This is a genomic window from Microbacterium sp. ZW T5_56, assembly GCF_044987425.1.
GTDB lineage: Bacteria > Actinomycetota > Actinomycetes > Actinomycetales > Microbacteriaceae > Microbacterium.
Genome location: NZ_JBJDRI010000011.1, coordinates 59,153 through 81,845 on the forward strand (window position 1 = coordinate 59,153; position 22,693 = coordinate 81,845).

Sequence of the window (22,693 nt, forward strand, 5' to 3'; positions counted from 1 at the left end):
CGACGCGCGTCGGAGCGGTGTTTTCCAGCTTCCATGCCAACAAATGCAGAATGCCCGCCCCAGCAAAGGGGCGGGCATTCTGTCGGAAGGCTCAGAGAGCGGCGACCTGCTTGGCGATCGACGACTTGCGGTTCGCAGCCTGGTTCTCGTGGATGACGCCCTTGCCGACGGCCTTGTCCAGCTTCTTGGACGCGTTCTTCAGCGCGGCCTCAGCGGCGACCTTGTCGCCCGCGGCGATGGCCTCACGCGTGCGGCGGACGGCATTCTTCAGCTGAGTCTTGACGGCCTTGTTGCGCTCGCGGGCCTTCTCGTTGGTCTTGTTGCGCTTGATCTGCGACTTGATGTTTGCCACGTGTGGTCTGACTTTCGTTCCGAATGGGATGAGGTGTGTCGAGCGGCAGAGAGAGGGCTGTCCTCGACGATGTGAGGGCGAACCCACACACAAGTCAAAGGCCGAGTCTATCAGCACAATGCGCATGCTTCCGACCGCGTCGAGCAGGAACGCTTGACGCGGCACCGCTGGTGCGGAGTATCGTCCGAACAGACACCCGAGTTCACTCGCACGACGCTGTCCGAGGAGATGCATGTCCGACCTTCCCACCACCGCCGATCCGCTTGCCGCCTTCCCGCCAGGATTCCGATGGTCCACCGCCACCAGCGCCTTCCAGATCGAGGGGGCTCGCGACATGGATGGTCGGGGTCGCAGCATCTGGGACGACTTCGTGGACTCCGGTCGGATCGTGGATGGCACCACCGCAGACGAGGGGCCGCAGAGCTATCACCGCTGGGGCGAGGACGTCGCGCTGCTGCGGGAACTCGGCGTGGACCGGTACCGCTTCTCGATCTCGTGGGTGCGTGTCCAGCCTGACGGTGTGCGCGGCGCGAACCCGGCGGGTCTGGACTACTACTCACGCCTCGTTGATGACCTGTTGGAAGCCGGGATCACCCCGTTCCCGACGCTGTATCACTGGGACCTCCCGAGCTCATTGGAAGCGCAGGGCGGGTGGCTCAACCGCGACACCGCGCTCCGATTCGCCGACTACGCTCGGCTGGTCGCAGATCGCCTCGCGGATCGCGTGCGCCACTGGTACACGATCAATGAGCCGGCCATGACCACCCTGCAGGGATACGCGGTGGGCACGCTGGCGCCGGCCCGAACGATGCTCTTCGACGCACTTCCGACCGCGCATCACCAGCTCCTCGCCCACGGGCTCGCGCTGCGCGTGCTGCGAGCGGCGGGAGCTCATGAGGTGGCCATCGCGAACAACCACACGTTCGTGCGTCCGTTGCATGACACCGAGGAGGATGCGGGGGCAGCGGCCGTCTACGACCTGCTGCACAACCGCCTCTTCGCCGATCCGGTGCTGACCGGACGCTATCCCGACCTCGCCGCCCTCGGACTGCCCGAGCTGCCGGTGCGCGATGGCGACCTCGATCTGATCTCGGCGCCGCTGGACGGGTACGGCGTGAACTTCTACAACCCCACGACAGTCACCGCCGATCCCGGGCTGGTGCCTTTCACCATCGTGCCCACCCCCGGTGCGCCGGTGACGGGATTCGGGCCGGAGTGGCCGATCGTGCCGGAGGCGCTCACCGCGCTGCTGGTGCAGCTCCTGGACCGATACGGGGCCACCCTGCCGCCGGTGATGGTCTCCGAGAACGGAGCCTCATTCCCCGAACCGGACGAGCCGACGACCGTAGACGATCGCGACCGGATCTCGTATCTGCAGGGGCACATCGCCGCGATCGGAGACGCGATCCGCGCCGGCGTCGTGGTCGACGAGTACACGGTGTGGTCCCTGATGGACAACTTCGAGTGGGCGGACGGTTTCACCCAGCGTTTCGGGCTGGTGCACACAGACATCGCCACCGGAACCCGCACGCCGAAGGCGTCGTATCGCTGGTACCGCGACCTCATCGCTCGGAGCCGGCCGTGACGGCCGTGGCGGGGCGCTCACGCGTGACACGCGGGTGGATGGCGCTGTTCGCCGTCGCCTGGCTCGCGATCTGGACCGTGCAGCTCACGCCGGTGCAGCTCCTGCTGCCGACGCAGCTGGACACGCCGGACGACGCGAGCGGATGGATCAGCGGTGTCGTGTCCACGGGAGTCGTGCTGGGCGTCGGTGGCCTGGCCGGTGTGATCGCCGGTCCGCTGGCCGGCGCGATGTCCGATCGCACGCGTTCGCGCTGGGGGCGGCGACGGCCGTGGGCGCTGGCCGGTACGTGGATCGCGGCGGTGTGCCTGGCGGTCACCGGCTTCGCCTCCGGGCCGATCGCCGTGGGCGCGTCGTGGACCGGCGTGTCCGTCGGCATCGCCGTGGTGTCAGCCGCGCTCACCGCGATGATCGCCGATCAGCTCCCGGACGCACAGCGGGGAGTCGCGGCATCGCTGGCCAGCTCAGCGCAGGCCGTCGGGATCATCGTGGGCGTCGGCACCGTCGTGGTGCTCGCACTCACGGTGGACGTGTCGTATCTCGTGCTCGGCGGCTTCATCGCCGTGATCGGGACGATCGCGGCCCTCGTGCTGCCCGATCCGCCGGGTCACGCGGCAGCAGCATCCGGTGGCGGCGGCGTGCTGCGTTCGCTGCGCGACCGGGACTTCGGCTGGATGATCTCGGGCCGACTCGTCGTGAACATCGGGAACGCCCTCGGCACCACGCTGCTGCTGTTCTTCCTGATGTACGGGCTCGGGCAGGGCGCGGCGGCAGAGGACAACCTGCTGATCGCGATCGTCGTCTACACGGTCTTCGTCGTCATCGCGTCGTTCGGCTCGGGGTGGTGGTCCGATCGCACCGGGAAGCGCCGGATGCCCACTGTCGTGAGCGCCATGATCCAGGCGGTCGCGTCACTGCTTCTGGCCTTCGTTCCCAGCTGGGAGATGACTCTGGTCGCGGCTGCGCTGCTCGGCGTCGGTTACGGCGCGTTCATGACCACTGGCCTCGCCCTGGCCACCGACCTGCTTCCCGACGAGACGGCACACGCGCGTGATCTCGGCCTGGTCACGGTGTCCGCCGCGCTCGGACAGCTGCTCGGTCCTCTCATCGGGGCGGCGCTGGTTGCCGCGGCAGGCGGATTCTGGCTGCTGTTCCTCGGCGGCGCGATCCTGTCGGTGCTCGGCGGGCTGATGACGGCCGGAGCGCGGGAGCCTCAGGCGGTGCGCGCGCCCTGATCGATGGTCGCGAGGGCCAGGTCCAGCAGCGCGTTGAACACGCGCGGACGCATCGCCGTGACCAGGTGCGAGGTCTTGGGCACGACGATCATCTCCGCGTGCGGGACGAGACGCGTGAAGAGCTGCTCATTGAGGCGGAGCTGATCGAACTGGCCGTTGATGAACCAGGTCGGAATCGCGATGCGAGGAAGCGCCTCGACCAGATCCAGCCGTGCGAGTGAGCGCAGCGCCGCGTCCTGCGCCGCGAGAGCGTAGCCGCCGGCACCGAAATCCTCCCGCGTCTCCTCCGGCAGCGTGGCGGCGAGCACCTGGCGGGTCAACCAGGCGCCCTGATCCGGCAGGGAGTTGAACCCGCCGGCGAGGAGGCGATAAGTCGCCAGGCCCGCGCCGCGGGGGAGCGCCGTGCAGGACGCGCCGATGAACGCGGTCACGGGAGGAGCGGTCTCGGCACCGACATACGCGGTGGTGAGCAGGCCGCCCATCGAGTGACCCACCAGCAGAACGGGGCCGCGCTCTGCCGCCCGCTGCACGGCGTCATCGATCGTCCGCCACGCTTCGTCGAAGGTGAACTGCTCGGACATCCGCGTCCCGTGCCCGGGAAGATCAAGGGCGACAGCCCTGGCACCGCGGGCGGAGAGATGATCCAGCTGCGCACGCCACATCGTCGCCGAGGTGCGGATGCCGTGCACGAGAACCACCTGCGTCACCATGCCGCCAGCGTAGTCAGCGTGCCCGACACGGGGGACGCAACGCTGCCGCGGCTGGAGATGCCGCTGGACGGCGTGAACGGGAGCACCGTGGACTTCGCCGACGAGTCGCGCGACATCTTCGTGAGTCTCTGACCGAGACTCGGAGCGGATAGACTCGTCCGGATATGTCACCACGCGCCCTGAAGCCGCTCCAGCCCGCCGCGACGCCGCCGGAGCAGATCCGAAACTTCTGCATCATCGCGCACATCGACCATGGCAAGTCGACCCTCGCCGATCGCATGCTCCAGATCACGGGATCCGTCTCTGACCGCGACATGCGGGCACAGTACCTGGATCGGATGGACATCGAGCGCGAGCGCGGAATCACCATCAAGAGCCAGGCTGTGCGCATGCCCTGGTCGCGCGACGGTGAGACCTTTGCACTGAACATGATCGACACCCCCGGCCACGTCGACTTCACCTACGAGGTGTCGCGTTCGCTGGCCGCGTGTGAGGGCGCGATCCTCCTGGTCGATGCGGCGCAGGGCATCGAGGCGCAGACGCTCGCGAACCTGTACCTGGCGATGGAGAACGACCTCACCATCATCCCGGTGCTGAACAAGATCGACCTGCCTGCTGCAGACCCGGAGAAGTTCGCGGCTGAGCTTGCCAACCTCATCGGCGGCAAGCCGGAGGACGTGCTGCGTGTCTCCGGAAAGACCGGCATGGGCGTGGAGGAGCTGCTCGACGCGATCGTGGCGCAGATCCCGGCACCGGTCGGAGACCCGGATGCCCCCGCGCGCGCGATGATCTTCGACTCCGTGTACGACGCCTATCGCGGCGTGGTGACCTACGTGCGCATGGTGGACGGCAAGCTGGAGCCGCGCGAGCGCATCCAGATGATGTCGACGAGGGCCAATCACGAGGCGCTGGAGATCGGCGTCTCCAGTCCCGAGCCGGTTCCCACGAAGGGGCTGGGCGTCGGGGAGGTGGGCTACCTCATCACGGGCGTGAAGGATGTGCGCCTGTCGAAGGTCGGCGACACCGTCACCAGTGCGCGCAAGCCCGCCGAGACCGCGCTCACCGGATACACCGATCCGAAGCCGATGGTCTTCTCCGGCGTGTACCCGATCGACGGATCCGACTATCCGGAGCTGCGCGAAGCACTCGACAAGCTGAAGCTGTCCGATGCGTCGCTCGCCTACGAGCCGGAGACCTCCGTGGCGCTCGGCTTCGGCTTCCGCTGCGGCTTCCTGGGGCTCCTGCACCTGGAGATCATCACGGAGCGTCTGGCGCGTGAGTTCGGACTCGACCTCATCACCACGGCGCCCAGCGTGATCTACGAGGTCACCACCGACAACAACCAGCACGTGACAGTCACCAACCCCAGCGAGTATCCCGACGGCCGGGTCGCCTCGGTCGCCGAGCCGATGGTGAAGGCGGCGATCCTCACGCCGAAGGACTACGTCGGCACGGTGATGGAGTTGTGCCAGTCGCGTCGCGGCACCCTCCTCGGGATGGACTACCTGTCCGAAGACCGTGTCGAGCTGCGCTACAACGTGCCGCTGGGTGAGATCGTCTTCGACTTCTTCGATCAGCTGAAGAGCCGCACGCAGGGCTACGCGTCCCTGGACTACGAGCCGGCCGGTCAGCAGGAAGCCGACCTGGTGAAGGTGGACATCCTGCTGCAGGGCGAGAAGGTCGACGCCTTCAGCTCGATCGTGCATCGCGACAAGGCCTACGCCTACGGCACCATGATGACCGAACGGCTGCGCAAACTCATCCCGCGTCAGCAGTTCGAGGTGCCGATCCAGGCCGCCATCGGTGCGCGCATCATCGCGCGTGAGAACATCCGCGCCATCCGCAAGGACGTGCTCGCCAAGTGCTACGGCGGTGACATCAGCCGCAAGCGCAAGCTCCTCGAGAAGCAGAAGGAGGGCAAGAAGCGCATGAAGATGGTCGGTCGCGTCGAGGTCCCCCAGGAGGCGTTCATCGCCGCACTTTCGGGTGACATCGAAACCAAAGACAAGTAAGCGCACACTCGTGTTCTCGAACGCGCGTTCACCTCGGTGGGCGCGCGTTCGTCGTCTGCGGAGGACGCGTTGAGGGCGGCGGCACGCCACGGGCGTGGATGCCTCCCACAGGCGAGGTCACGTTAGGCTGTACTTCATGCGGCGCGGAACGTTCAGGGACGAGACGGTGGACTATGCCGCCGTCGGAGCGACCCAGGCACCGGATCTGATGCAGTATCCGCCGGAGAAGAGCATCCCCGCCGAGGAATCCTGGCGCCTCGGCAGCGGTGAAGCACGTTTCCGGTCCGCATCGGAGGACCTGCTGAGCTGGGTGGCGCAGAAGGCCGCCGGAATGCAGCTGGAAGACATCCGACCGGCATCAGGACCGGCTTACCAGGGCGTCAGCTTCGACGATGAGGGCCACCCCATCACCCCCAGTCGCACGCAGGCCGAGCAGCGCTATGACGCGGACGGCACGCCGTACGTCGGTGCGGGCATGACCGTGCGCGCCCACGGGCGCGTCGGCGGGCACAGCGCCGAGGGCGAGTACCGCGTGATCTTCGTGGTGGAGGACAAACGACGCGTGGGCTTCGGCCTCGGGACCGTGGGCGACTGCGTCGTCAGCGGCGAGGAGTCGTTCATGATCGAGTGGTACTCCAACGACGAGGTGTGGTTCACCGTGCGTGCCTTCGACAGCCCGCGCGCGTTCCTGTACCGCACCATCCCCGGACTGACCAAGCGTCGTCGCAAGGCGCTGTTCACGCAGTATCTCCGTGCCATCTCGCCGCTTTACGCGACCACCACGTCCTGATGGGCGGACCCCTCGTCGACGGTGATCCGGTGCCGTCGGACGGCTCGTTGCCGCCCGGCACCCGCACCTTGAACGACATCGACTTCGGTGTCTACCTGCACGTCCCGTTCTGTCGGGTGCGCTGCGGCTACTGCGACTTCAACACCTACACCGCCACCGAACTGCGTGGCGCCAGGCAGGATGCGTACGCCGACACCCTGCTGCAGGAGGTGGCGCTCTCACGTGCCGTGCTGGCCGGGGTGGGGGAGCTGCGCCCGATCAGCACCGTGTTCTTCGGCGGCGGGACTCCCACGCTCCTGCCGGCGGGAGACCTCACCCGCATGCTCGACGGTGTGCGCGAAGCGTTCGGCATTCGGGAGGGCGCGGAGATCACGGTGGAGGCGAATCCCGACACCGTCACCGATGAGATGGTCGCGGAACTGCGTGCAGCGGGCGTGAATCGCATGTCGATCGGGATGCAGTCCGCGGTCCCGCACGTGCTGGCCGCGCTGGAGCGCACGCATGACCCCGCCAACGTCCGCACCGCCGTGGCGGCGGCCAGACGCGGCGGCCTGGATGTGAGTGTGGATCTGATCTACGGCGCGCCGGGAGAGTCGCTGGACGATTGGAGCGCCTCGGTCGAGGCCGCGCTGGCGCTGGAGCCCGATCACATCTCCGCATACGCCCTGATCATCGAGGACGGCACGAAACTCGCGCGTCAGATCCGTCGCGGCGAGGTTCCTGCACCGGACGATGACCTGCAGGCGGACATGTACGAGCTGGTGGATAACCGACTCGGCGTCGCCGGCTACGACTGGTACGAGATCAGCAACTTCGCTCGCGGAGATGAGCATCGATCCCGCCACAACCTGGCCTACTGGCAGGGCACGGACTGGTGGGGCTACGGGCCGGGGGCACACAGCCACATCGCCGGGACCCGGTTCTGGAACGTCAAGCACCCGGCCGCCTATGCGCAGCGCCTGGATGCCGGGCTCTCGCCCGCACACGCCCGGGAGCAGCCCGATGCGGAAGCCGCTCGGCTGGAGCGGGTGCTGCTGCAATCGCGGATCCGCTCCGGCCTTCCAATCACGGAGATCGCGCCCGAGTTCCGCGCGAACGTCGCGGGGCTCATCGCCGATGGTCTGATCGAGCCAGGTGCGGCACTGCGTGAGCAGCGCGTGGTGCTGACGCGCACCGGTCGGCTCCTGGCCGACGCCGTGGTGCGCGCCCTCACCGAATAGGCGTCAGATCCAGCCCTTGTCACGCGCCACGCGGGCTGCCTGGGCTCGATTCTGCGTGCCTGTCTTGCCGATGGCCGACGAGAGGATGTTGCGCACCGTGCCGGCTGACAGATAGACCTCCGCCGCGATCTGCGCGATCGTGCTGCCACCGTCGGATAGCCGCAGCACCTCCTGCTCGCGCTCGCTCAGCGGGCTGGCACCCTCGAACAGGGAGGCCTCCGCCAGTGCTGGGTCGACGACGCGCAGACCGTCGTGCACCCGACGTACGGCGTGTGCGAGCTGAGCTGCCGGCACATCTTTGGCGAGGAGTCCTGACGCTCCCGCATCGAGGGCCTCGCGCACGTAGCCGGGGCGCGCAAACGTGGTCACGATCAGCACACGCGTGTTCGGGCTGGCCTCGAGCACCAGGCGCGTCGCGGTGATGCCATCTATTCCCGGCATCTGGATATCCATCAGACACACGTCGGGGCGCAGCTCCCAGGCACGTTGGGATGCCTCCTCGCCCGTGGCGGCCTCTGCCACCACCGTCAGATCGTCCTCAAGGTCCAGCAGCGCGCTCATGGCACCGCGAACGAGCGCCTGATCGTCGGCAAGCAGGAGGCGGATCTGCCCACTCACCAGACCACCCCCACTCTCGTGCCGCCGGTCGGCGCTTCCTCGACGGTGAGCAGGGCACCGGCTGCAGTCGCACGCTCGTGCATGCCGCGAACGCCGTTGCCCGCGGGTTCCCGCACACCGCGTCCGTTGTCCTCGACGCGCAGCACGCCGGGTTCGATGTGGATGTGGACGCTGTCGGCATGCGCATGTCGGACGATGTTGGTGGTGGACTCGCGGAGGATCCAGGCGGCAGGGATCGCCTGTGCCGGCGACAGGGTAGTGGCCTCGCCGGTGACGGACACGCTCACGCCGGCCGATTCCAGCGTGGCGGTGCTCTCCCGGATCTGCTCGTCGAGTCGCGTTCCACGCAGGCCCGTCGCGGTGGCACGCACGCCCTGGATAGCCTCCGTGCTCAGGGCGACGATCTGCGTCAGCTCCCGGCGGGCCCGGTCCGGGTCCGCCGCGATGAGTCGCTCGGCGAGCTCCGCCTTCAGCTTCACCGCCGTCAGCGTGTGGCCCAGAAGGTCATGGACGTCACGGGCGATGGAGACGCGCTCGTCCGACGCGGCGAGTTCGAGCCGCACCTTGTCAGAGGCGATGGAACGCCCGATCAGCCAGCTGGTGACGCTGTTGATGGCGGCCATCAACAGCACGACGGCAAGGATCTGAAGGTGCTCCAGCACCCGTCCGCTGACGGCCGTGATGAGCACGGCGATCAGGACGGCGCTGACCGTCGTGATCGGATGCCACAGCCCCCGCAAGGCGTAGGTTCCGTAGGCCATGAGGTAGGGGACGAAGCTCAGCACCTGCGTCTCGATGGCGGGCAGCGTGATCAGCGCACACACGATCTGCACGCCGAACAGCACGATGGCCGTGCGCCCGCTGGGCCCCCACGCCGTCCGCATTCCCGCCACGAATCCCAGGACGTAGACGACGGCGAACGTGATGGTTGCGGCCCATCCGGCGATGATCCACGCCGACGGCGCCGGCGAGGAGATGAGCGAAAGCGCCGGATAGATGAGGAACACCATCCAGACGACGGCCATCAGCCAACCCCACCGCTCCCACGGCGACGTGTGCGTCTTCGCGCCCGGCTCGGGGTTGGTCATGTGCCCCACCCTACCCAGCGTCACCGACGACGCCGCGAGCGCAGAACCCCGAACCGCACCAGCAGCACGAACACCGCGGTCCAGGCGACGACATTCAGCAGCAGCGCCCACAGCGGATCCGTTCCACCGTCGACGAGAGCGCCCTCGGTGGCCGGCCAGCGCACGAGGGCGACGTAGCCGTACATCGGCGTCCATTTCGCCACGTCCAGCATCACGCCCGACAGGGGCACGAACACATTGCCGAAGAAGCCGAAGAAGGTGATCGAGATCGAGGCGAGCGCCGCCGCCGAGTCGGAGTTGAAGGCGAGCCCGACGCCCAGGCCGTACAGGCCGAACATCAGGCCGATGCCGAGCGACAACGCCGCCGCGGCCGGCCATCGCCAGGCGTCCGCTGCTTCGGCGCCGGTGGCGATGCCCGCGATGAAAACGAGCAGCACCGACAGGGCGGCGAACGAGACGGCCGCCAGCACCTTGGTCACAGCGTAGGTCGACATGCTCATCGGGGTCAGTGCGAGCTGACGACCCCACCCCTGGCCCACCTCGGATGCGGCCAGCGAGCACAGCGAGCTCATGGCTGTGGCCGTTCCGTAGGCGCCCATCGACACCATCACGTAGAAGGAGACGTTCGCCTGTCCCACGCTCTCGGAGGCGTAGGACATGCTGGCGCCGAACAACAGGTACATCGCCACCGGCATGCCGATGGTGAAGGCGAGGGTGTAGGGATTGCGGATCTGACGGACGAGCTCGGTGCGAAACAGCGCGGGTGCGACGATGGTGCTCATGACGGTTCCTCCGTGAGCGAGGTGAACGTGGATTCCAGGGTGGGAGCGGCGATCTCCAGATCGGTCGCGCCGAGTGCGAGCAGTCGCCCCGCGAGTTCGTCGGAAGCCGAGGTGCGCACCGTGAGACGGTGGGCGTCCACCCTCACCTGCGCGACGGCGTCCTCTGCCCGCAGCCGGTCGGCCAGTGCCGCGATGTCATTCGGAACCGTCGCCGAGACGGTGCGGCCGCCAAGCGACGCGCGCAATTGGGCCGTCGGTCCGTCGGCCACGATCCGGCCCCGATTCATCACCACGGTGCGCCGGGCGAACTGCTCCACCTCCTCGAGGTAATGGGTCGCGAACACGATGGTGCGTCCGGCGTCCGCATCGGCGCGCATCGTGTCCCAGAAGCGGCGGCGAGCCGTGACATCCATCCCGGCGGTCGGCTCGTCCAAAACCAGGACATCAGGGTCGGGAAGAAGAGCGAGTGCGAACTTGACGCGCTGCTTCTCACCACCCGACAGCCGGCCCACCCGTCGCTTCGCGAGGGGGGTCAGATCGGCGCGATCCATCACCTCGCCGATGCGCTGCGAGACGTGGTGCAGGCCCGCGATGACGGCGATGGTTTCGCGCACGGTGAGGTCGGAGAGCAGCCCGCCGGTCTGCAGCACCGCCGAGAGGCGGCCGCCGCGGACCGCGATTCGTGGGCTGGCGCCCAGCACCTGCACGTGGCCGGCATCGGGTTCGCTGAGACCGAGCAGCATGTCGATCGTCGTGGTCTTGCCGGCCCCGTTGGGGCCGAGCAGCGCCGTGACCTCGCCGCGCTCGATGCGCAGGTCGATGCCGTCGACAGCGGTCATGAGCTGAGCGCCGCGACCGAATCGCCGGACGGCTCCGACGACATCGAAGGCAGGCGCTGTGTCGGTCCGTTCTCGGCTGGACCCGGCGGCCGTGTGGTGAGTCATGAATCCAGCAAACCGGAGCACCACACCGGCGTCAGGAGGGAGATGTCATGACCTGGACGTGACGAATGTCATGCGCGAGAGGGGGGTGCCACCCTCACCTGCGAGAATGGCCGGATGGATGAGAACCCCGGATCGAACCTCAGCGCTGAAGTGATCGACGGCACGTTCGACCTGGCCCGCGAGGGCCGCGTAGCACCTCTCGGCGAGATGATCGACGCCGGGGTCCCGATCGACACACGGAACACCCGCTCGGACACCCTTCTCATCGTGTCCGCCTACGCGCGCCAGGCAGACGTCGTTCGCGAGCTGCTCCGGCGCGGTGCCGCACTGGACACCGAGAACACCATGGGGCAGACGGCGGTGTCGTGCGCGGTCTTCCGCGGCGATGCCGAGATCCTGCGTCTGCTGCTGGAGGCCGGCGCGAATCAGGACGTCGGCTTCCGCACCGCCGCGCAGATCGCCGAGCAGTTCGGACAATCGGAGATGTCGACGATCCTCGCGGAGTACGCCGCACGTTCCTGAACGCGCTCAGCGCATCGCGTCCACCACGGCGGCGCGCCGCACCGGCTCCGTGCGCGAGTGGGTGTCGAACACCCGCGTGAGTCGGTCGGCGTCATACGCGGGCCAGCCCGGGTCACCGGTGTGAGCGAAGGCGACCCACGCGGAGTGCATCTCGTCGGCCAGCGACTGCGGCGCGCCAGCCCCAGCCATCCGCTTCGTCTCCGCGTCGCCCAGCGCGTCGAAGACGAATCCGAGTTCGAGAGCGTGCGCGGCGCGCAGATCCCGGACCGGACTCGGCCACGCGAACTCGTACACGAAGGTGGGCGCGGGTCGAGCTGCTGCTATCCGCAGCATCGGCGCACGCAGCAGGAACTCCGTCGCGATCTGACCGAACACCTCACCGACGGACGCGTTGGGCCACACCCGTCGGCAGGCGGCCACGGCGGCTGCGGGGATCCGCAACGCGAGCCGGGCGAGGAGCAGCTTCGTGGCCGTGATGGACTGCAGCGCAGCGGGCGGGAACCAGAGGCGATACTCGTCCGTGTTTGTGCCGATCAGCACCGGGATGTCGACGTCCACGATCGCAGCCTCGGGTTCGCGGGGCAGGTCATCGGACAGCGCGAGGGTGAACGCGGGAGCACCCCCGATCGGGGACGACCCCGCGGCCTGCGCTACGCGCGCGGCGACGATCGCCTCCGGCGCCAGTTCCGCGAACGCCGCGCTGTTCGGTGCCACACCGAGGCGTTTCGCGAGAGCGCGTGTGATGCGCCCGGCCTTCTTCGGCTTGCCGGCCGACAGCGGTCCGGACTGGATGATCGCGCCGGCCGCGAGGTCTCGGGTGTCCGCCATCGACAGCAGAGCCGCGACGAGGGCGCCGCCGGCCGACTCGCCCATCAAGGTGATGCGCGCCGGGTCGCCGCCGAACGCCGCGATCTCCGCGCGCACCCAGCGCAGCGCGGCCGCGGCGTCGGAGACACCGAGGTTCAGCGGGGCATCGTCGTCGAAGACGGAGAACCCCTCCGAGCCGAGCCGGTAGTTGATCGAGACGAAGACGATGCCGTCACGGGCGAAGGATGCGCCGTCATAGGTGGACAGCGCCGCGGCACCGCGCTCCAGCGCGCCGCCGTGAATCCAGAGGATCACGGGCGCACCGTCTGCGGCCGTCGGACGCCAGATGTTCGCGGTGAGAATCTCCTCTCCCGCAATCTCGACAGAGCCCAGCAGCTCGGCCGTGGCGCCCTGATATGGCGCCTGCGGAGCCGTCGGTCCGAAGGTCAGAGCGTCGCGCACACCCTCCCACGCTGAGACGGGCTGCGGGGGTCGGAACCGGTTCGGGCCGAAGGGCGCGGCCGCGTAGGGAATGCCCAGATACCGCTCCGTGTCGCCGATGCGGGTGCCGCGGACACCTCCGGCGCTGATGACTCGGGTGACATCGTCGTCGCTCATTCGGCCATGCTAGTTGCACGGCTGCGGCGCGCGTCAGTCGCGATCCGCCGAGTCGGAGCGCGCATCCAGCCGAAGTCGGTAGAATTGGCACTCAGAGCATTCGAGTGCCAGCAGCAGAGGAGGCGACATGGTCACCGAGCGCGGCCTGCGCGTCCTCCGGGCCATCGTCGAGGACTACGTCGACACCAATGAGCCCGTCGGCAGCAAGTCCATCGTCGATCGGCACCATTTCGGCGTCTCCGCCGCCACCATTCGCAACGACATGGCCCTGTTGGAGGAGGAGGAGCTGATCGCGGCGCCTCACACCTCGTCGGGCCGTGTGCCCACCGACAAGGGCTATCGGACGTTTGTCGATCACCTCGCGGAGCTGCGGCCACTGACCGCGTCGCAGCGGACGGCCATCACGTCCTTCCTCTCCGATCCCACGGACCTCGACGACCTCCTCGGGCGCACCGTGCGCCTGCTCACCCAGCTCACCGGTCAGGTGGCGCTGGTTCAGTACCCCTCGTTCGCTCGCGCCACCGTGACGCATGTCGAGATCGTGCGCATCGCCGAACGTCGCGTTCTGGTTATCGTCGTGACCGATACCGGCCGCGTCTCCCAGCGTGTCGGCGGCATCAGCGAAGACATCGATGAAGCCGACACCGGTGTGCTCCGGGCCCGACTCAACACCCTCCTCACCGGGCACTCGGTCGGTCGAGCCGCCGAGCGCCTGTCGGCCGAGGTTCCTGCGACTCCGGAGCTGCGCTCCGTCTATCACGACGTCGCGGCCCTCGTCGCGGAGGAGCTGGAGGAGTTTCGCCAGGACCGGCTGGTAATGGCAGGAGCGGCAACCCTCGCGCGTCGCGAGCAGGACTTCCGCGGCAGCATCCATCCGCTGCTGGAGGCCATCGAAGAGCAGGTCACGCTGCTGCGGCTGATGGGGGAGATGACCGCGGGGGAGAACGGCCTGGCGGCCAGCATCGGACGTGAGAACGCGTCCTTCGGACTTGCGGAGGCGGCCGTGGTCGCCAGCGACTACGACGCCTCCGGATCGAGCGCGCGGGTGGGTCTCATGGGTCCCACGCGCATGGACTATTCCAGCAACCTCGCGGCGGTGCGGGCCGTGGCCCGCTACCTCACGCGGCTGCTGGACGAAGACGAATCGCGCCGCTGAGGCGCACGGGGACCGCCCCCAAGAAAGGTGACTGTGGCCGACCACTACGAAGTCCTGGGTGTCTCGCGAGAGGCCAGCCCGGAGGAGATCAAGAAGGCGTACCGGCGTCTGGCGCGCCAGCTCCACCCCGACGTGAACCCCTCTGCGGATGCCGAGGACAAGTTCAAAGCGGTCACTCACGCCTACGACGTGCTGAGCGATCCCGAACAGCGCCGCCGCTATGACATGGGCGGCGACGACGCGTTCGGCGGCGGCGGCTTCGGCGGATTCGGCGACATCTTCGAGACATTCTTCGGTGCGGCGGCCGGTGGTGGCGGACGCGGGGGCCGACCGCGCTCTCGTCGTGAGCGCGGCCAGGACGCGCTGGTGCGCGTGACGCTGGAGCTCGGCGACGTGATCTTCGGTGTGCACCGCGACATCGAGGTGGACACCGCTGTGCTGTGTGAGACCTGCCAGGGGTCGTGCTGCGCGCCCGGCACCTCGCCGCAGACCTGCGACATCTGCCACGGCACCGGCCACGTGCAGCGCCAGGTGCGCAGCCTCCTCGGCAACGTGCTCACCACCCAGCCATGCAACGTGTGCCAGGGCTACGGCACCACGATCCCGAGTCCTTGCGCCACCTGCGCGGGCCAGGGACGCGTCCGCTCCCGTCGGACCGTCGGTCTCGACATCCCCGCGGGCGTGGAGACCGGGCTGCGACTGCAGCTGCCGGGATCCGGTGAGGTCGGCCCGGCCGGCGGCCCCAACGGCGACCTTTACATCGAGGTCACGGTGGCACCGAACGCGGCGTTCTCCCGCGATGGCGACGACCTGCTCGCCACGCTGGAGGTGTCGATGACGGATGCGATCCTCGGCACCGAGACGCGTATCGACTCGCTCGACGGTCCGGTGGATCTGGAGATCCGCCCCGGCGTGCAATCCGGTGACGTCCTCACCATCAAGGAGCGTGGCATCACGCCGCTGCGCGGCAGCCGGCGCGGCGACCTCCGCGTGGGTGTCCAGGTGGTGACCCCCACGCGCCTAGACGCGAAGCAGCGCGCCCTCATCGAGGACTTCGCGGCGCGCGCCAAGGCGCCGAATCCGCAGCTGGCCGAGTTCCAGCAGGGCCTGTTCTCCAAGCTCCGCGATCGGTTCCGGTCGCACTGATGGCCCTGCACTTCCTCGTCGATGATTCGGCTGAGCTGGCCGGTGATGACGTCGTGCTGACGGGCGCCGAGGCGCATCACGCCGCCACCGTGCGTCGCGTGCGCGTCGGCGAGGCTGTCACCGTCGGCGACGGTCGCGGCGCGTGGCACACCGGTGAGGTGATTGAGGTCGCCCCGAAACGCGTTGGCGTGCGGCTCACATCGCGATCCACGGTGCCGGCGGCGACCCCACGCCTCGTGCTCGCGCAGGCCCTCGCGAAGGGCGACCGAGACGAGCGCGCCATCCAGGCGGCCACCGAGCTCGGTGTCGATGAGATCGTGCCGTGGCAGGCCGCGCGCAGTGTGTCCCGCTGGGACGCCGCCAAAGCCGCCAAGGGCGTGCAGCGCTGGGCGAGCATCGTGCGGGAGGCCGCCAAGCAGGCGCATCGTCCGTGGCTGCCCTCCGTGAGCGATCCGGTCACCACCGCTCAGCTCGCACGTCGTTCCGACGATGCCCTCATCGTGGTGCTGGAGCCCAGCGCGGACGCACCGCTCACGGGTGTCGAACTCGCCGGTGCGCGGGAAGTCGTGCTCGTGGTCGGCCCCGAAGGCGGCATCGCGCCCGAGGAGCTGGAGGCGCTGCGCGCTGCCGGTGCGCACATCGTGAAGCTGGGGGATACGGTGCTTCGCACGTCGACCGCAGGGCCTGCCGCCCTCGCGGTCGCCGCCGTCTCCCTGGGCCGCTGGTGAGAGCGGCCGATAGACTGACCGCATGAGCGAGCCCTCCGTCTTCACCCGCATCCTGAACCGCGAGATCCCCGCTGAGATCGTTGCGGAGACCGATCGCGTGTTCGCCATCCAGGACATCGCTCCGCAGGCGCCCGTGCACCTGCTGGTGATTCCGAAGACGGCGCAGTATCGCGATGTGACTGAGCTCGCCGCCGCCGACCCCGCCCTGCTCGCCGAGCTGGTGGAGGTGGCGAAGAGCCTCGCGGAGGAGCGCTGCGGCGGGCAGTTCCGCCTCATCTTCAATACCGGCGCGAACGCCGGACAGACCGTCTTCCACGTGCACGCGCACGTGCTCGGGGGAGACCTGGAGGAGAAGAGCCTCGTTGGCTGACGAAAACACTGCGACCGTACGCATCCTGGCGGATGGGGTCGCCATGGTCCGACTTCTCGGACCACAGGACCGCCTGCTGCGCATGATCGAGAAGGAGCACCCCTCCGTCGACGTGCACGTGCGCGGGAACGAGATCACCCTGAGCGGCGAGTCCGCCGCCGTTGCCGCGGCGAAGGGCCTCGTCGATGAACTGCTCACGATGACCCGAGATGGCCAGGACCTGGCACCGTCGGATGTCGCCACCTCGGCGCGTCTGATGAACGCCGAGGGTGGGCCGCGTCCGTCCGAGGTGCTCTCCGAGCCGATTCTCTCGTCACGCGGGAGGGTGATCCGCCCGAAGACGCTGGGCCAGCGCGACTACGTCGACGCGATCGATGAGAACACCATCGTGTTCGGCATCGGCCCGGCCGGAACGGGAAAGACCTACCTCGCCATGGCCAAGGCCGTGCAGTCGCTGCAGCGCAAGGAGGTCGATCGCATCATCCTCACCCGCCCCGCGGTGGAGGCCGGCGAGCGACTGGGCTTCCTGCCCGGCACCCTCACCGACAAGATCGATCCGTATCTGCGTCCGCTCTACGACGCGCTGAACGAGATGATCGATCCGGAGATCCTCCCCAAGCTCATGGCGACGGGAACGATCGAGGTGGCACCGCTCGCGTACATGCGCGGCCGCACGCTGAACAACTCCTTCGTCGTGCTCGACGAGGCGCAGAACACCACCCCCGAGCAGATGAAGATGTTCCTCACGCGTCTCGGCTTCGGCACGAAGATGGTGGTCACCGGCGACATCACCCAGGTGGACCTCCCCGGCGGCACCAGCGGCCTTCGCGTGGTCAATCGTGTGCTGGCCGACATCGACGACATCCACTTCGCCCGCCTCACCAGTGACGACGTCGTGCGGCACAGTCTGGTGGGTCGGATCGTGGACGCCTACAGCGTGTACGACGAGAAGCGCACCGCCGCACGACACGAGCGCGAGCAGGCGGCCGAGTTCGCCAACCGCGCTGAGCGTCGCGGCGCCCGGCCCGCGGGCCCCCGAGACCGACTCCCCAAGCGAGGCTGACATGATCGAGATCAACAACGAATCCGGAGTCGAGATCGACGAGACGGTGCTGCTGCGCCTCTCTGTGAACAACCTCGCCCAGCTGCACATCAGCCCGGACGCCGACATCGCCATCGTGCTCGTTGACGAGGGGGCTATGGAGGCCCTGCACGTGCAGTGGATGGATGAGCCCGGCCCGACCGACGTGCTGAGCTTCCCGATGGACGAGCTGCGCCCCGGCACGCCCGATCGCCCGACGGACCCCGGGCTGCTCGGCGACATCGTGCTGTGCCCGCAGGTGGCCGAAACCCAGGCAGCGCAGGCGAAGCACTCGTTGATGGACGAGCTCATCCTGCTCACCACCCACGGCACCCTGCACCTACTGGGCTTCGATCACGCGACGCCCGATGAGGAACGCGAGATGTTCGGTCTGCAGCGCGAGCTCATCGCCGCGTTCCATTCCGCCGAGCGACGACACCGATGATCCCGTTCATCCTGCTGGCGCTGGCGGTGGTCCTGGTCGCCGTGGGCGGTCTCATGGCCGCTCTGGATGCGGCGCTGTCCGTGACCAGCCGCTCGTCTCTGATCGAATGGAGCCACGAGGGTCGTCGGGGCGACGCGCTCCGACGCATCGCGGACGACCTGCCCACGCACGCGAACGCCGTCGTGTTCATGCGCATCCTGACGGAGACCGCAGCCGCGGTGCTGGTCGCCGCGGCGTTCATGCTGCTGTTCGACAACATCTGGTGGGCGATTCTCGCTGCCGCTGTGCTCATGACGCTGATCTCGTTCGTGCTGGTGAGCACCTCGCCGCGCAGCGTGGGCCGTCAGCACGCGACCGGTCTGCTTCGCTCGGCTGCCGGCGTGGTGCGCCTGTCGCGCATCATCATCGGTCCGCTGTCGCACGCGCTGGTGGCCTTCGGCGATCGTGTCACGCCGGGTGTGACCCGGGGCGCCTCCTTCACCTCTGAGGACCAGCTGCTCAGCATGGTCGACGAGGCCGCCAGCCACGACCTGATCGAAGAGGACGACCGCGAGCTCATCCACTCCGTGTTCGACTTCACCGACCGCTTCGTCCGTGCCCTCATGATCCCGCGCACGGACCTCGTGACGCTGGAGGATGGCGCGACCGCGCGCGAGGCTATGGATCTCTTCCTGGAGACCGGCGTCTCGCGCGTCCCCGTCGTCGATGGTGACGAGGTGCTCGGCGTGCTGTACGTCAAGGATCTCGTCCGTGCCGCCTACGGGCACGACGGTGCCGACGTGTGGGAGGCCTCTGCTCGCCCGCTCGCTCGTCGCGCGGTCTTCGTGCCGGAGTCCATGAAGGCCGAGACGCTGCTGCAGCAGATGAAACGCGATGCCATCCACGTCTGCATCGTGGTGGACGAGTACGGCGGTGTCGCGGGTCTGGTCACGCTGGAGGATCTCATCGAGGACCTCGTGGGCGACATCTCCGACGAGTATGACAAGGAGTGGAGCGAGGTCACCGATCTCGGCGACGGGCGATATCGCGTGAGCGGTCGCTCGCTTCTCGAAGAGGTCGGCGAGCTGTTTGACCTCGAGATCGAGGACGACGAGGTCGACTCGATCGGCGGGCTGCTCGCGAAAGAACTCGGCCGCGTCCCCGAATCCGGTGCCTCGGCCACGGTCCAGGGCGTGGTCATCATAGCCGAGCACGGTCGCGGTGGTCCGCGAGACCTCGCCACCTTCATCGTGGAACGCGCAGAAGAACCAGCAACCGAGGCGGAGCCGCGCACGCGCGACATCCCCGTGATCAGGAAGGCCGAGTGATGCGCAGCGGATTCGTCACGTTCGTCGGACGCCCCAATGTCGGAAAGTCGACCCTCACCAATGCCCTCGTGGGTGAGAAGGTCGCCATCACCAGCGACAAGCCGCAGACCACGCGGCGGGCGATTCGCGGCATCGTCAACCGTCCCGTCGGTCAGCTCGTGATCGTGGACACCCCCGGCATCCACAAACCGCGGACGCTCCTCGGTCAGCGCCTCAACGACCTCGTGGAGCAGGTGCTCGGGGATGTCGACGTGATCGCGCTGTGCGTGCCGGCGGGGGAGAAGGTGGGTCCTGGCGACCGCCGTATCGCCGCGTCACTGGACGGCTACGGCCGCGCGAAGAAGGTCGCCATCGTCACCAAGACGGATGACGCCTCCAAGGACGAGATCATGGAGCGGTTGATGGAGGTGGATTCGCTGCGCGAGGACTGGGCGGCCGTGATCCCGCTGTCGGCCGTCAGCGGAGACCAGCTCGACGTGCTGGCCGACGAGCTCCTGCAGCTCATGCCGGAAGGCCCCGCGCTGTATCCCGAGGGGATGACGACCGATGAGGCCATCGAGGATCGGATCGCGGAGATCATCCGTGAAGCCGCACTCGAAGGCGTTCGCGACGAGTTGCCGCACTCCATCGCGGTGACGATCGAGGACGTCTCCGAGCGGGAGGACTCCGACCTCACGGATGTGTTCGCAAACATCGTCGTCGAGCGGGACAGCCAGAAGGCGATCATCATCGGTCGCAAGGGGTCGCGCCTGAAGGATGTGGGTGCCCGTGCTCGGGCACAGATCGAGCCGCTGCTGGGCACGCGGGTGTTCCTGTCGCTGCGTGTGCGCGTCGCGAAGGAATGGCAGCGCGATCCGAAGCAGCTCGGTCGCCTCGGATTCTGACCCAACGCCGCCGTTGTGATCACAACGCGGCATTTGATCGTGAAAAATGTTGGTGACTCGACACTGCGTCGGATAGTGTGAGATCACTCCACACGGAGGGCTTTCTGCCGCTTCGCTGTGGGGCGACGAGACGCATATTGCGTGGGGACGCTGGGGGTGTCTCGTCACGCCGGGGCGGAGGATGATCTTCCAAAGCCCCGGCTTCAACTTTTTCCGGGACGCTTCGCTCCGATCCTATGTGGCCGATGACCCCCGCGTGTCTCCATCCGCGTGCGTTCATCCCTCGAGACTTCCGTCTGTGGGCGGGAATCGCCGCAATGCGCGGATTGTCGCCCACAGACGGAAGTCTCGCGGTCAAAACAGCGCGTGTTAGCATGGCTGAATGCTCATGGGTGTGCTTCTTCTTAGCCGCCGCGACGAGACCTTGATCTAGGGCCTTCCTCGTCGCGGAGTCTGGCGTTGGCCCGCACATCTGCAAGAGAGAAGCGAAGCCATGAAGAACACCCAGCAGCCGTCGTCCATGCCGATCCACAAGTACCGTCCGTACAGCGAGATCATCAACGTCGATCTGCCCGATCGCACCTGGCCGTCGCGTCAGATCACCGAAGCGCCTCGGTGGTGCGCCGTCGACCTGCGCGACGGAAACCAGGCGCTGATCGATCCGATGAGCCCCGAGCGCAAGAAGGTCATGTTCTTGCTGCTCGTGGAGATGGGCTACAAGGAGATCGAGGTCGGCTTCCCGTCGGCCAGCCAGACCGACTTCGACTTCGTCCGCGAGCTGATCGACGAGAACCTGATCCCCGACGACGTCGTCATCCAGGTGCTGACCCAGGCACGCGACCACCTGATCTCCCGCACGTTCGAAGCGATCGCGGGTGCGAAGCAGGCCATCGTCCACCTGTACAACTCGACCAGCATCCTGCAGCGCGACGTCGTGTTCCGCAAGAACAAGCAGGGCATCATAGACATCGCGCTCGAGGGCGCGCGCCTGTGCCGCGAGTACGAGAAGCGCATCCCCGAGACCGAGGTGTTCTACGAGTACTCGCCCGAGAGCTACACCGGCACCGAGCTGGAGTTCGCGGTCGACATCTGCAACCAGGTGATCGAGATCTTCGAGCCGACTCCCGAGCGCAAGGTCATCATCAACCTGCCCGCCACGGTGGAGATGGCGACGCCCAACGTCTATGCCGATTCCATCGAGTGGATGAGCCGTCACCTCAATCACCGCGAGAACGTCATCATCTCGCTGCATCCGCACAACGACCGCGGGACGGCCGTCGCCGCGGCAGAGCTCGGCTACATGGCCGGCGCCGACCGCATCGAGGGCTGCCTGTTCGGCAACGGTGAGCGCACCGGCAACGTCGATCTGGTGACGCTCGGCATCAACATGTTCACGCAGGGCATCGACCCGCAGATCGACTTCAGCGACATCGATCGCATCAAGCGCACCGTGGAGTACTGCAACCAGCTGCCCGTTCCCGAGCGCAGCCCCTGGGGCGGTGACCTGGTCTTCACCGCGTTCAGCGGATCGCACCAGGACGCGATCAAGAAGGGCTTCGAGGCGATGGCTGCCACGGCGGCCGAGCGCGGTGTGTCGGTGGACGAGCTGGAGTGGGCGGTTCCCTACCTGCCGATCGACCCCAAGGACCTGGGGCGCTCGTACGAGGCGGTCATCCGCGTCAACTCGCAGTCGGGCAAGGGCGGCGTCGCCTACCTGCTGAAGACCGACCACGCGCTGGATCTGCCGCGCAAGCTCCAGATCGAGTTCTCCGGTGTGGTGCAGCAGAAGACCGACGAAGAGGGCGGCGAGCTCACCAGTCGCCAGATCTGGGAGATCTTCTCCGACGAGTATCTGCCGGCCGACGTGTCCGAGCAGAAGTGGGGCCGCTTCGAGCTCCTCGCCACCCGCACCGCCAGCGACATGACCGGTGACGTCATCCTCGACGTCACGATGCGTGACGGGGAGGAGCGGATCGAGGCCCACGGCGTCGGAAACGGTCCCGTCGCCGCGTTCCTCACGGTCGCCAACGAGGCCGGCTTCGACATCACCCTGTACGACTACGTGGAGCACGCGATGAGCGCCGGCGGTGACGCCCAGGCGGCGGCATACGTGGAGCTCTCCGTCAACGGCGACCGGTTGTGGGGGGTGGGCATCGATGGCGACATCTCGACCGCGTCGCTGAAGGCGATCGTGTCTGCCGTGAACCGTTCGATCCGCACGCGCGAGCTGTCGGCCGCGCTGGTCTGACACCGACACGACGACAACGGGCCCCGGCGATCGCCGGGGCCCGTTCTC

Annotated in this window: 22 protein-coding genes; 15 read left to right on the forward strand and 7 right to left on the reverse strand. The window is 67.8% G+C overall.

Going from position 1 to position 22,693, the window contains the following annotated elements; genetic code table 11:
• Positions 1–91: 91 nt before the first annotated feature.
• A complete protein-coding gene (gene rpsT, locus ACI3KU_RS07305) occupies positions 92–352 on the reverse strand; it encodes a 30S ribosomal protein S20 (RefSeq protein WP_404921642.1) in 261 nt (86 codons plus the stop codon).
• A gap of 232 nt (positions 353–584) precedes the next feature.
• Here rpsT and ACI3KU_RS07310 point away from each other — a divergent pair, with 232 nt between their 5' ends.
• Complete coding sequence (locus ACI3KU_RS07310) at positions 585–1,937, forward strand: GH1 family beta-glucosidase (RefSeq protein ID WP_404921643.1); 1,353 nt, start codon at positions 585–587, stop codon at positions 1,935–1,937.
• Positions 1,934–3,169, forward strand: a complete 1,236-nt coding sequence (locus ACI3KU_RS07315; RefSeq protein ID WP_404921644.1) for an MFS transporter — start codon at positions 1,934–1,936, stop codon at positions 3,167–3,169. Before ACI3KU_RS07310 ends, ACI3KU_RS07315 begins: the two co-directional genes overlap by 4 nt.
• Here the strand turns inward: ACI3KU_RS07315 and ACI3KU_RS07320 are convergent.
• Entirely contained in the window at positions 3,148–3,879 is a 732-nt protein-coding gene (locus ACI3KU_RS07320) for an alpha/beta fold hydrolase (RefSeq protein WP_404921645.1), read from the reverse strand. The two genes, ACI3KU_RS07315 and ACI3KU_RS07320, sit on opposite strands and share 22 nt — an antisense overlap.
• 164 nt (positions 3,880–4,043) lie before the next feature.
• Here ACI3KU_RS07320 and lepA point away from each other — a divergent pair, with 164 nt between their 5' ends.
• The 3 genes from lepA (at position 4,044) to hemW (ending at position 7,901) form a co-directional block, all read left to right on the forward strand.
• On the forward strand, positions 4,044–5,891 hold the full coding sequence (lepA, locus tag ACI3KU_RS07325; RefSeq protein ID WP_404921646.1) for a translation elongation factor 4: 1,848 nt from the start codon (positions 4,044–4,046) through the stop codon (positions 5,889–5,891).
• Between the two features lie 136 nt (positions 5,892–6,027).
• Positions 6,028–6,681: a DUF1990 family protein gene (locus ACI3KU_RS07330; protein WP_404921647.1), complete on the forward strand. Its 654-nt coding sequence runs from the start codon at positions 6,028–6,030 to the stop codon at positions 6,679–6,681.
• Positions 6,681–7,901: a radical SAM family heme chaperone HemW gene (gene hemW, locus ACI3KU_RS07335; RefSeq protein ID WP_404921648.1), complete on the forward strand. Its 1,221-nt coding sequence runs from the start codon at positions 6,681–6,683 to the stop codon at positions 7,899–7,901. The genes ACI3KU_RS07330 and hemW overlap by 1 nt, the downstream gene beginning before the upstream one ends.
• A 3-nt stretch (positions 7,902–7,904) precedes the next feature.
• Here hemW and ACI3KU_RS07340 read toward each other — a convergent pair whose 3' ends face one another.
• The 4 genes from ACI3KU_RS07340 to ACI3KU_RS07355 are packed head-to-tail and all read right to left on the reverse strand — an operon-like array spanning position 7,905 to position 11,333.
• Positions 7,905–8,519 carry a response regulator gene (locus ACI3KU_RS07340; RefSeq protein WP_404921649.1) on the reverse strand — a complete coding sequence of 205 codons (615 nt, stop codon included), beginning with the start codon at positions 8,517–8,519 and terminating at the stop codon, positions 7,905–7,907.
• Positions 8,516–9,607 carry a sensor histidine kinase gene (locus ACI3KU_RS07345; protein ID WP_404921650.1) on the reverse strand — a complete coding sequence of 364 codons (1,092 nt, stop codon included), beginning with the start codon at positions 9,605–9,607 and terminating at the stop codon, positions 8,516–8,518. The genes ACI3KU_RS07340 and ACI3KU_RS07345 overlap by 4 nt, the downstream gene beginning before the upstream one ends.
• Before the next feature lie 20 nt (positions 9,608–9,627).
• Entirely contained in the window at positions 9,628–10,389 is a 762-nt protein-coding gene (locus ACI3KU_RS07350; RefSeq protein ID WP_404921651.1) for an ABC transporter permease, read from the reverse strand.
• Positions 10,386–11,333, reverse strand: a complete 948-nt coding sequence (locus tag ACI3KU_RS07355) for an ABC transporter ATP-binding protein (protein WP_404921652.1) — start codon at positions 11,331–11,333, stop codon at positions 10,386–10,388. The genes ACI3KU_RS07350 and ACI3KU_RS07355 overlap by 4 nt, the downstream gene beginning before the upstream one ends.
• A 114-nt stretch (positions 11,334–11,447) precedes the next feature.
• Here ACI3KU_RS07355 and ACI3KU_RS07360 point away from each other — a divergent pair, with 114 nt between their 5' ends.
• The gene (locus ACI3KU_RS07360; RefSeq protein WP_404921653.1) at positions 11,448–11,855 is read left to right on the forward strand and encodes an ankyrin repeat domain-containing protein; all 408 of its coding nucleotides are present in this window, start codon (positions 11,448–11,450) and stop codon (positions 11,853–11,855) included.
• A 6-nt stretch (positions 11,856–11,861) separates the two neighbouring features.
• On the opposite strand, the gene ACI3KU_RS07365 is transcribed toward ACI3KU_RS07360, so the two are convergent.
• Positions 11,862–13,280: a carboxylesterase/lipase family protein gene (locus ACI3KU_RS07365; protein WP_404921654.1), complete on the reverse strand. Its 1,419-nt coding sequence runs from the start codon at positions 13,278–13,280 to the stop codon at positions 11,862–11,864.
• Positions 13,281–13,407: 127 nt separating this feature from the next.
• Between ACI3KU_RS07365 and hrcA the strand changes: the two genes are divergently transcribed.
• The 9 genes from hrcA to leuA all read left to right on the forward strand — a co-directional run bounded on the left by hrcA (position 13,408) and on the right by leuA (position 22,645).
• Positions 13,408–14,436, forward strand: coding sequence for a heat-inducible transcriptional repressor HrcA (gene hrcA, locus ACI3KU_RS07370; RefSeq protein ID WP_404921655.1), 1,029 nt, complete (start codon positions 13,408–13,410; stop codon positions 14,434–14,436).
• Between the two features lie 33 nt (positions 14,437–14,469).
• Positions 14,470–15,582 (forward strand): molecular chaperone DnaJ, encoded by a 1,113-nt coding sequence (gene dnaJ, locus ACI3KU_RS07375; RefSeq protein WP_404921656.1) that lies wholly within the window; start codon positions 14,470–14,472, stop codon positions 15,580–15,582.
• Positions 15,582–16,310, forward strand: a complete 729-nt coding sequence (locus tag ACI3KU_RS07380) for a 16S rRNA (uracil(1498)-N(3))-methyltransferase (RefSeq protein WP_404921657.1) — start codon at positions 15,582–15,584, stop codon at positions 16,308–16,310. The genes dnaJ and ACI3KU_RS07380 overlap by 1 nt, the downstream gene beginning before the upstream one ends.
• 22 nt (positions 16,311–16,332) lie before the next feature.
• Complete coding sequence (locus ACI3KU_RS07385) at positions 16,333–16,680, forward strand: HIT domain-containing protein (protein ID WP_404921658.1); 348 nt, start codon at positions 16,333–16,335, stop codon at positions 16,678–16,680.
• Between the two features lie 43 nt (positions 16,681–16,723).
• On the forward strand, positions 16,724–17,743 hold the full coding sequence (locus ACI3KU_RS07390; RefSeq protein ID WP_404921687.1) for a PhoH family protein: 1,020 nt from the start codon (positions 16,724–16,726) through the stop codon (positions 17,741–17,743).
• Position 17,744: 1 nt separating this feature from the next.
• Positions 17,745–18,206 carry an rRNA maturation RNase YbeY gene (ybeY, locus tag ACI3KU_RS07395; RefSeq protein WP_404921659.1) on the forward strand — a complete coding sequence of 154 codons (462 nt, stop codon included), beginning with the start codon at positions 17,745–17,747 and terminating at the stop codon, positions 18,204–18,206.
• Positions 18,203–19,513, forward strand: coding sequence for a hemolysin family protein (locus ACI3KU_RS07400; protein ID WP_404921660.1), 1,311 nt, complete (start codon positions 18,203–18,205; stop codon positions 19,511–19,513). The genes ybeY and ACI3KU_RS07400 overlap by 4 nt, the downstream gene beginning before the upstream one ends.
• Positions 19,513–20,397: a GTPase Era gene (era, locus tag ACI3KU_RS07405; RefSeq protein WP_404921688.1), complete on the forward strand. Its 885-nt coding sequence runs from the start codon at positions 19,513–19,515 to the stop codon at positions 20,395–20,397. Before ACI3KU_RS07400 ends, era begins: the two co-directional genes overlap by 1 nt.
• Positions 20,398–20,890: 493 nt before the next feature.
• Entirely contained in the window at positions 20,891–22,645 is a 1,755-nt protein-coding gene (gene leuA / locus ACI3KU_RS07410) for a 2-isopropylmalate synthase (protein WP_404921661.1), read from the forward strand.
• The last annotated feature ends 48 nt before the right edge of the window (positions 22,646–22,693 follow it).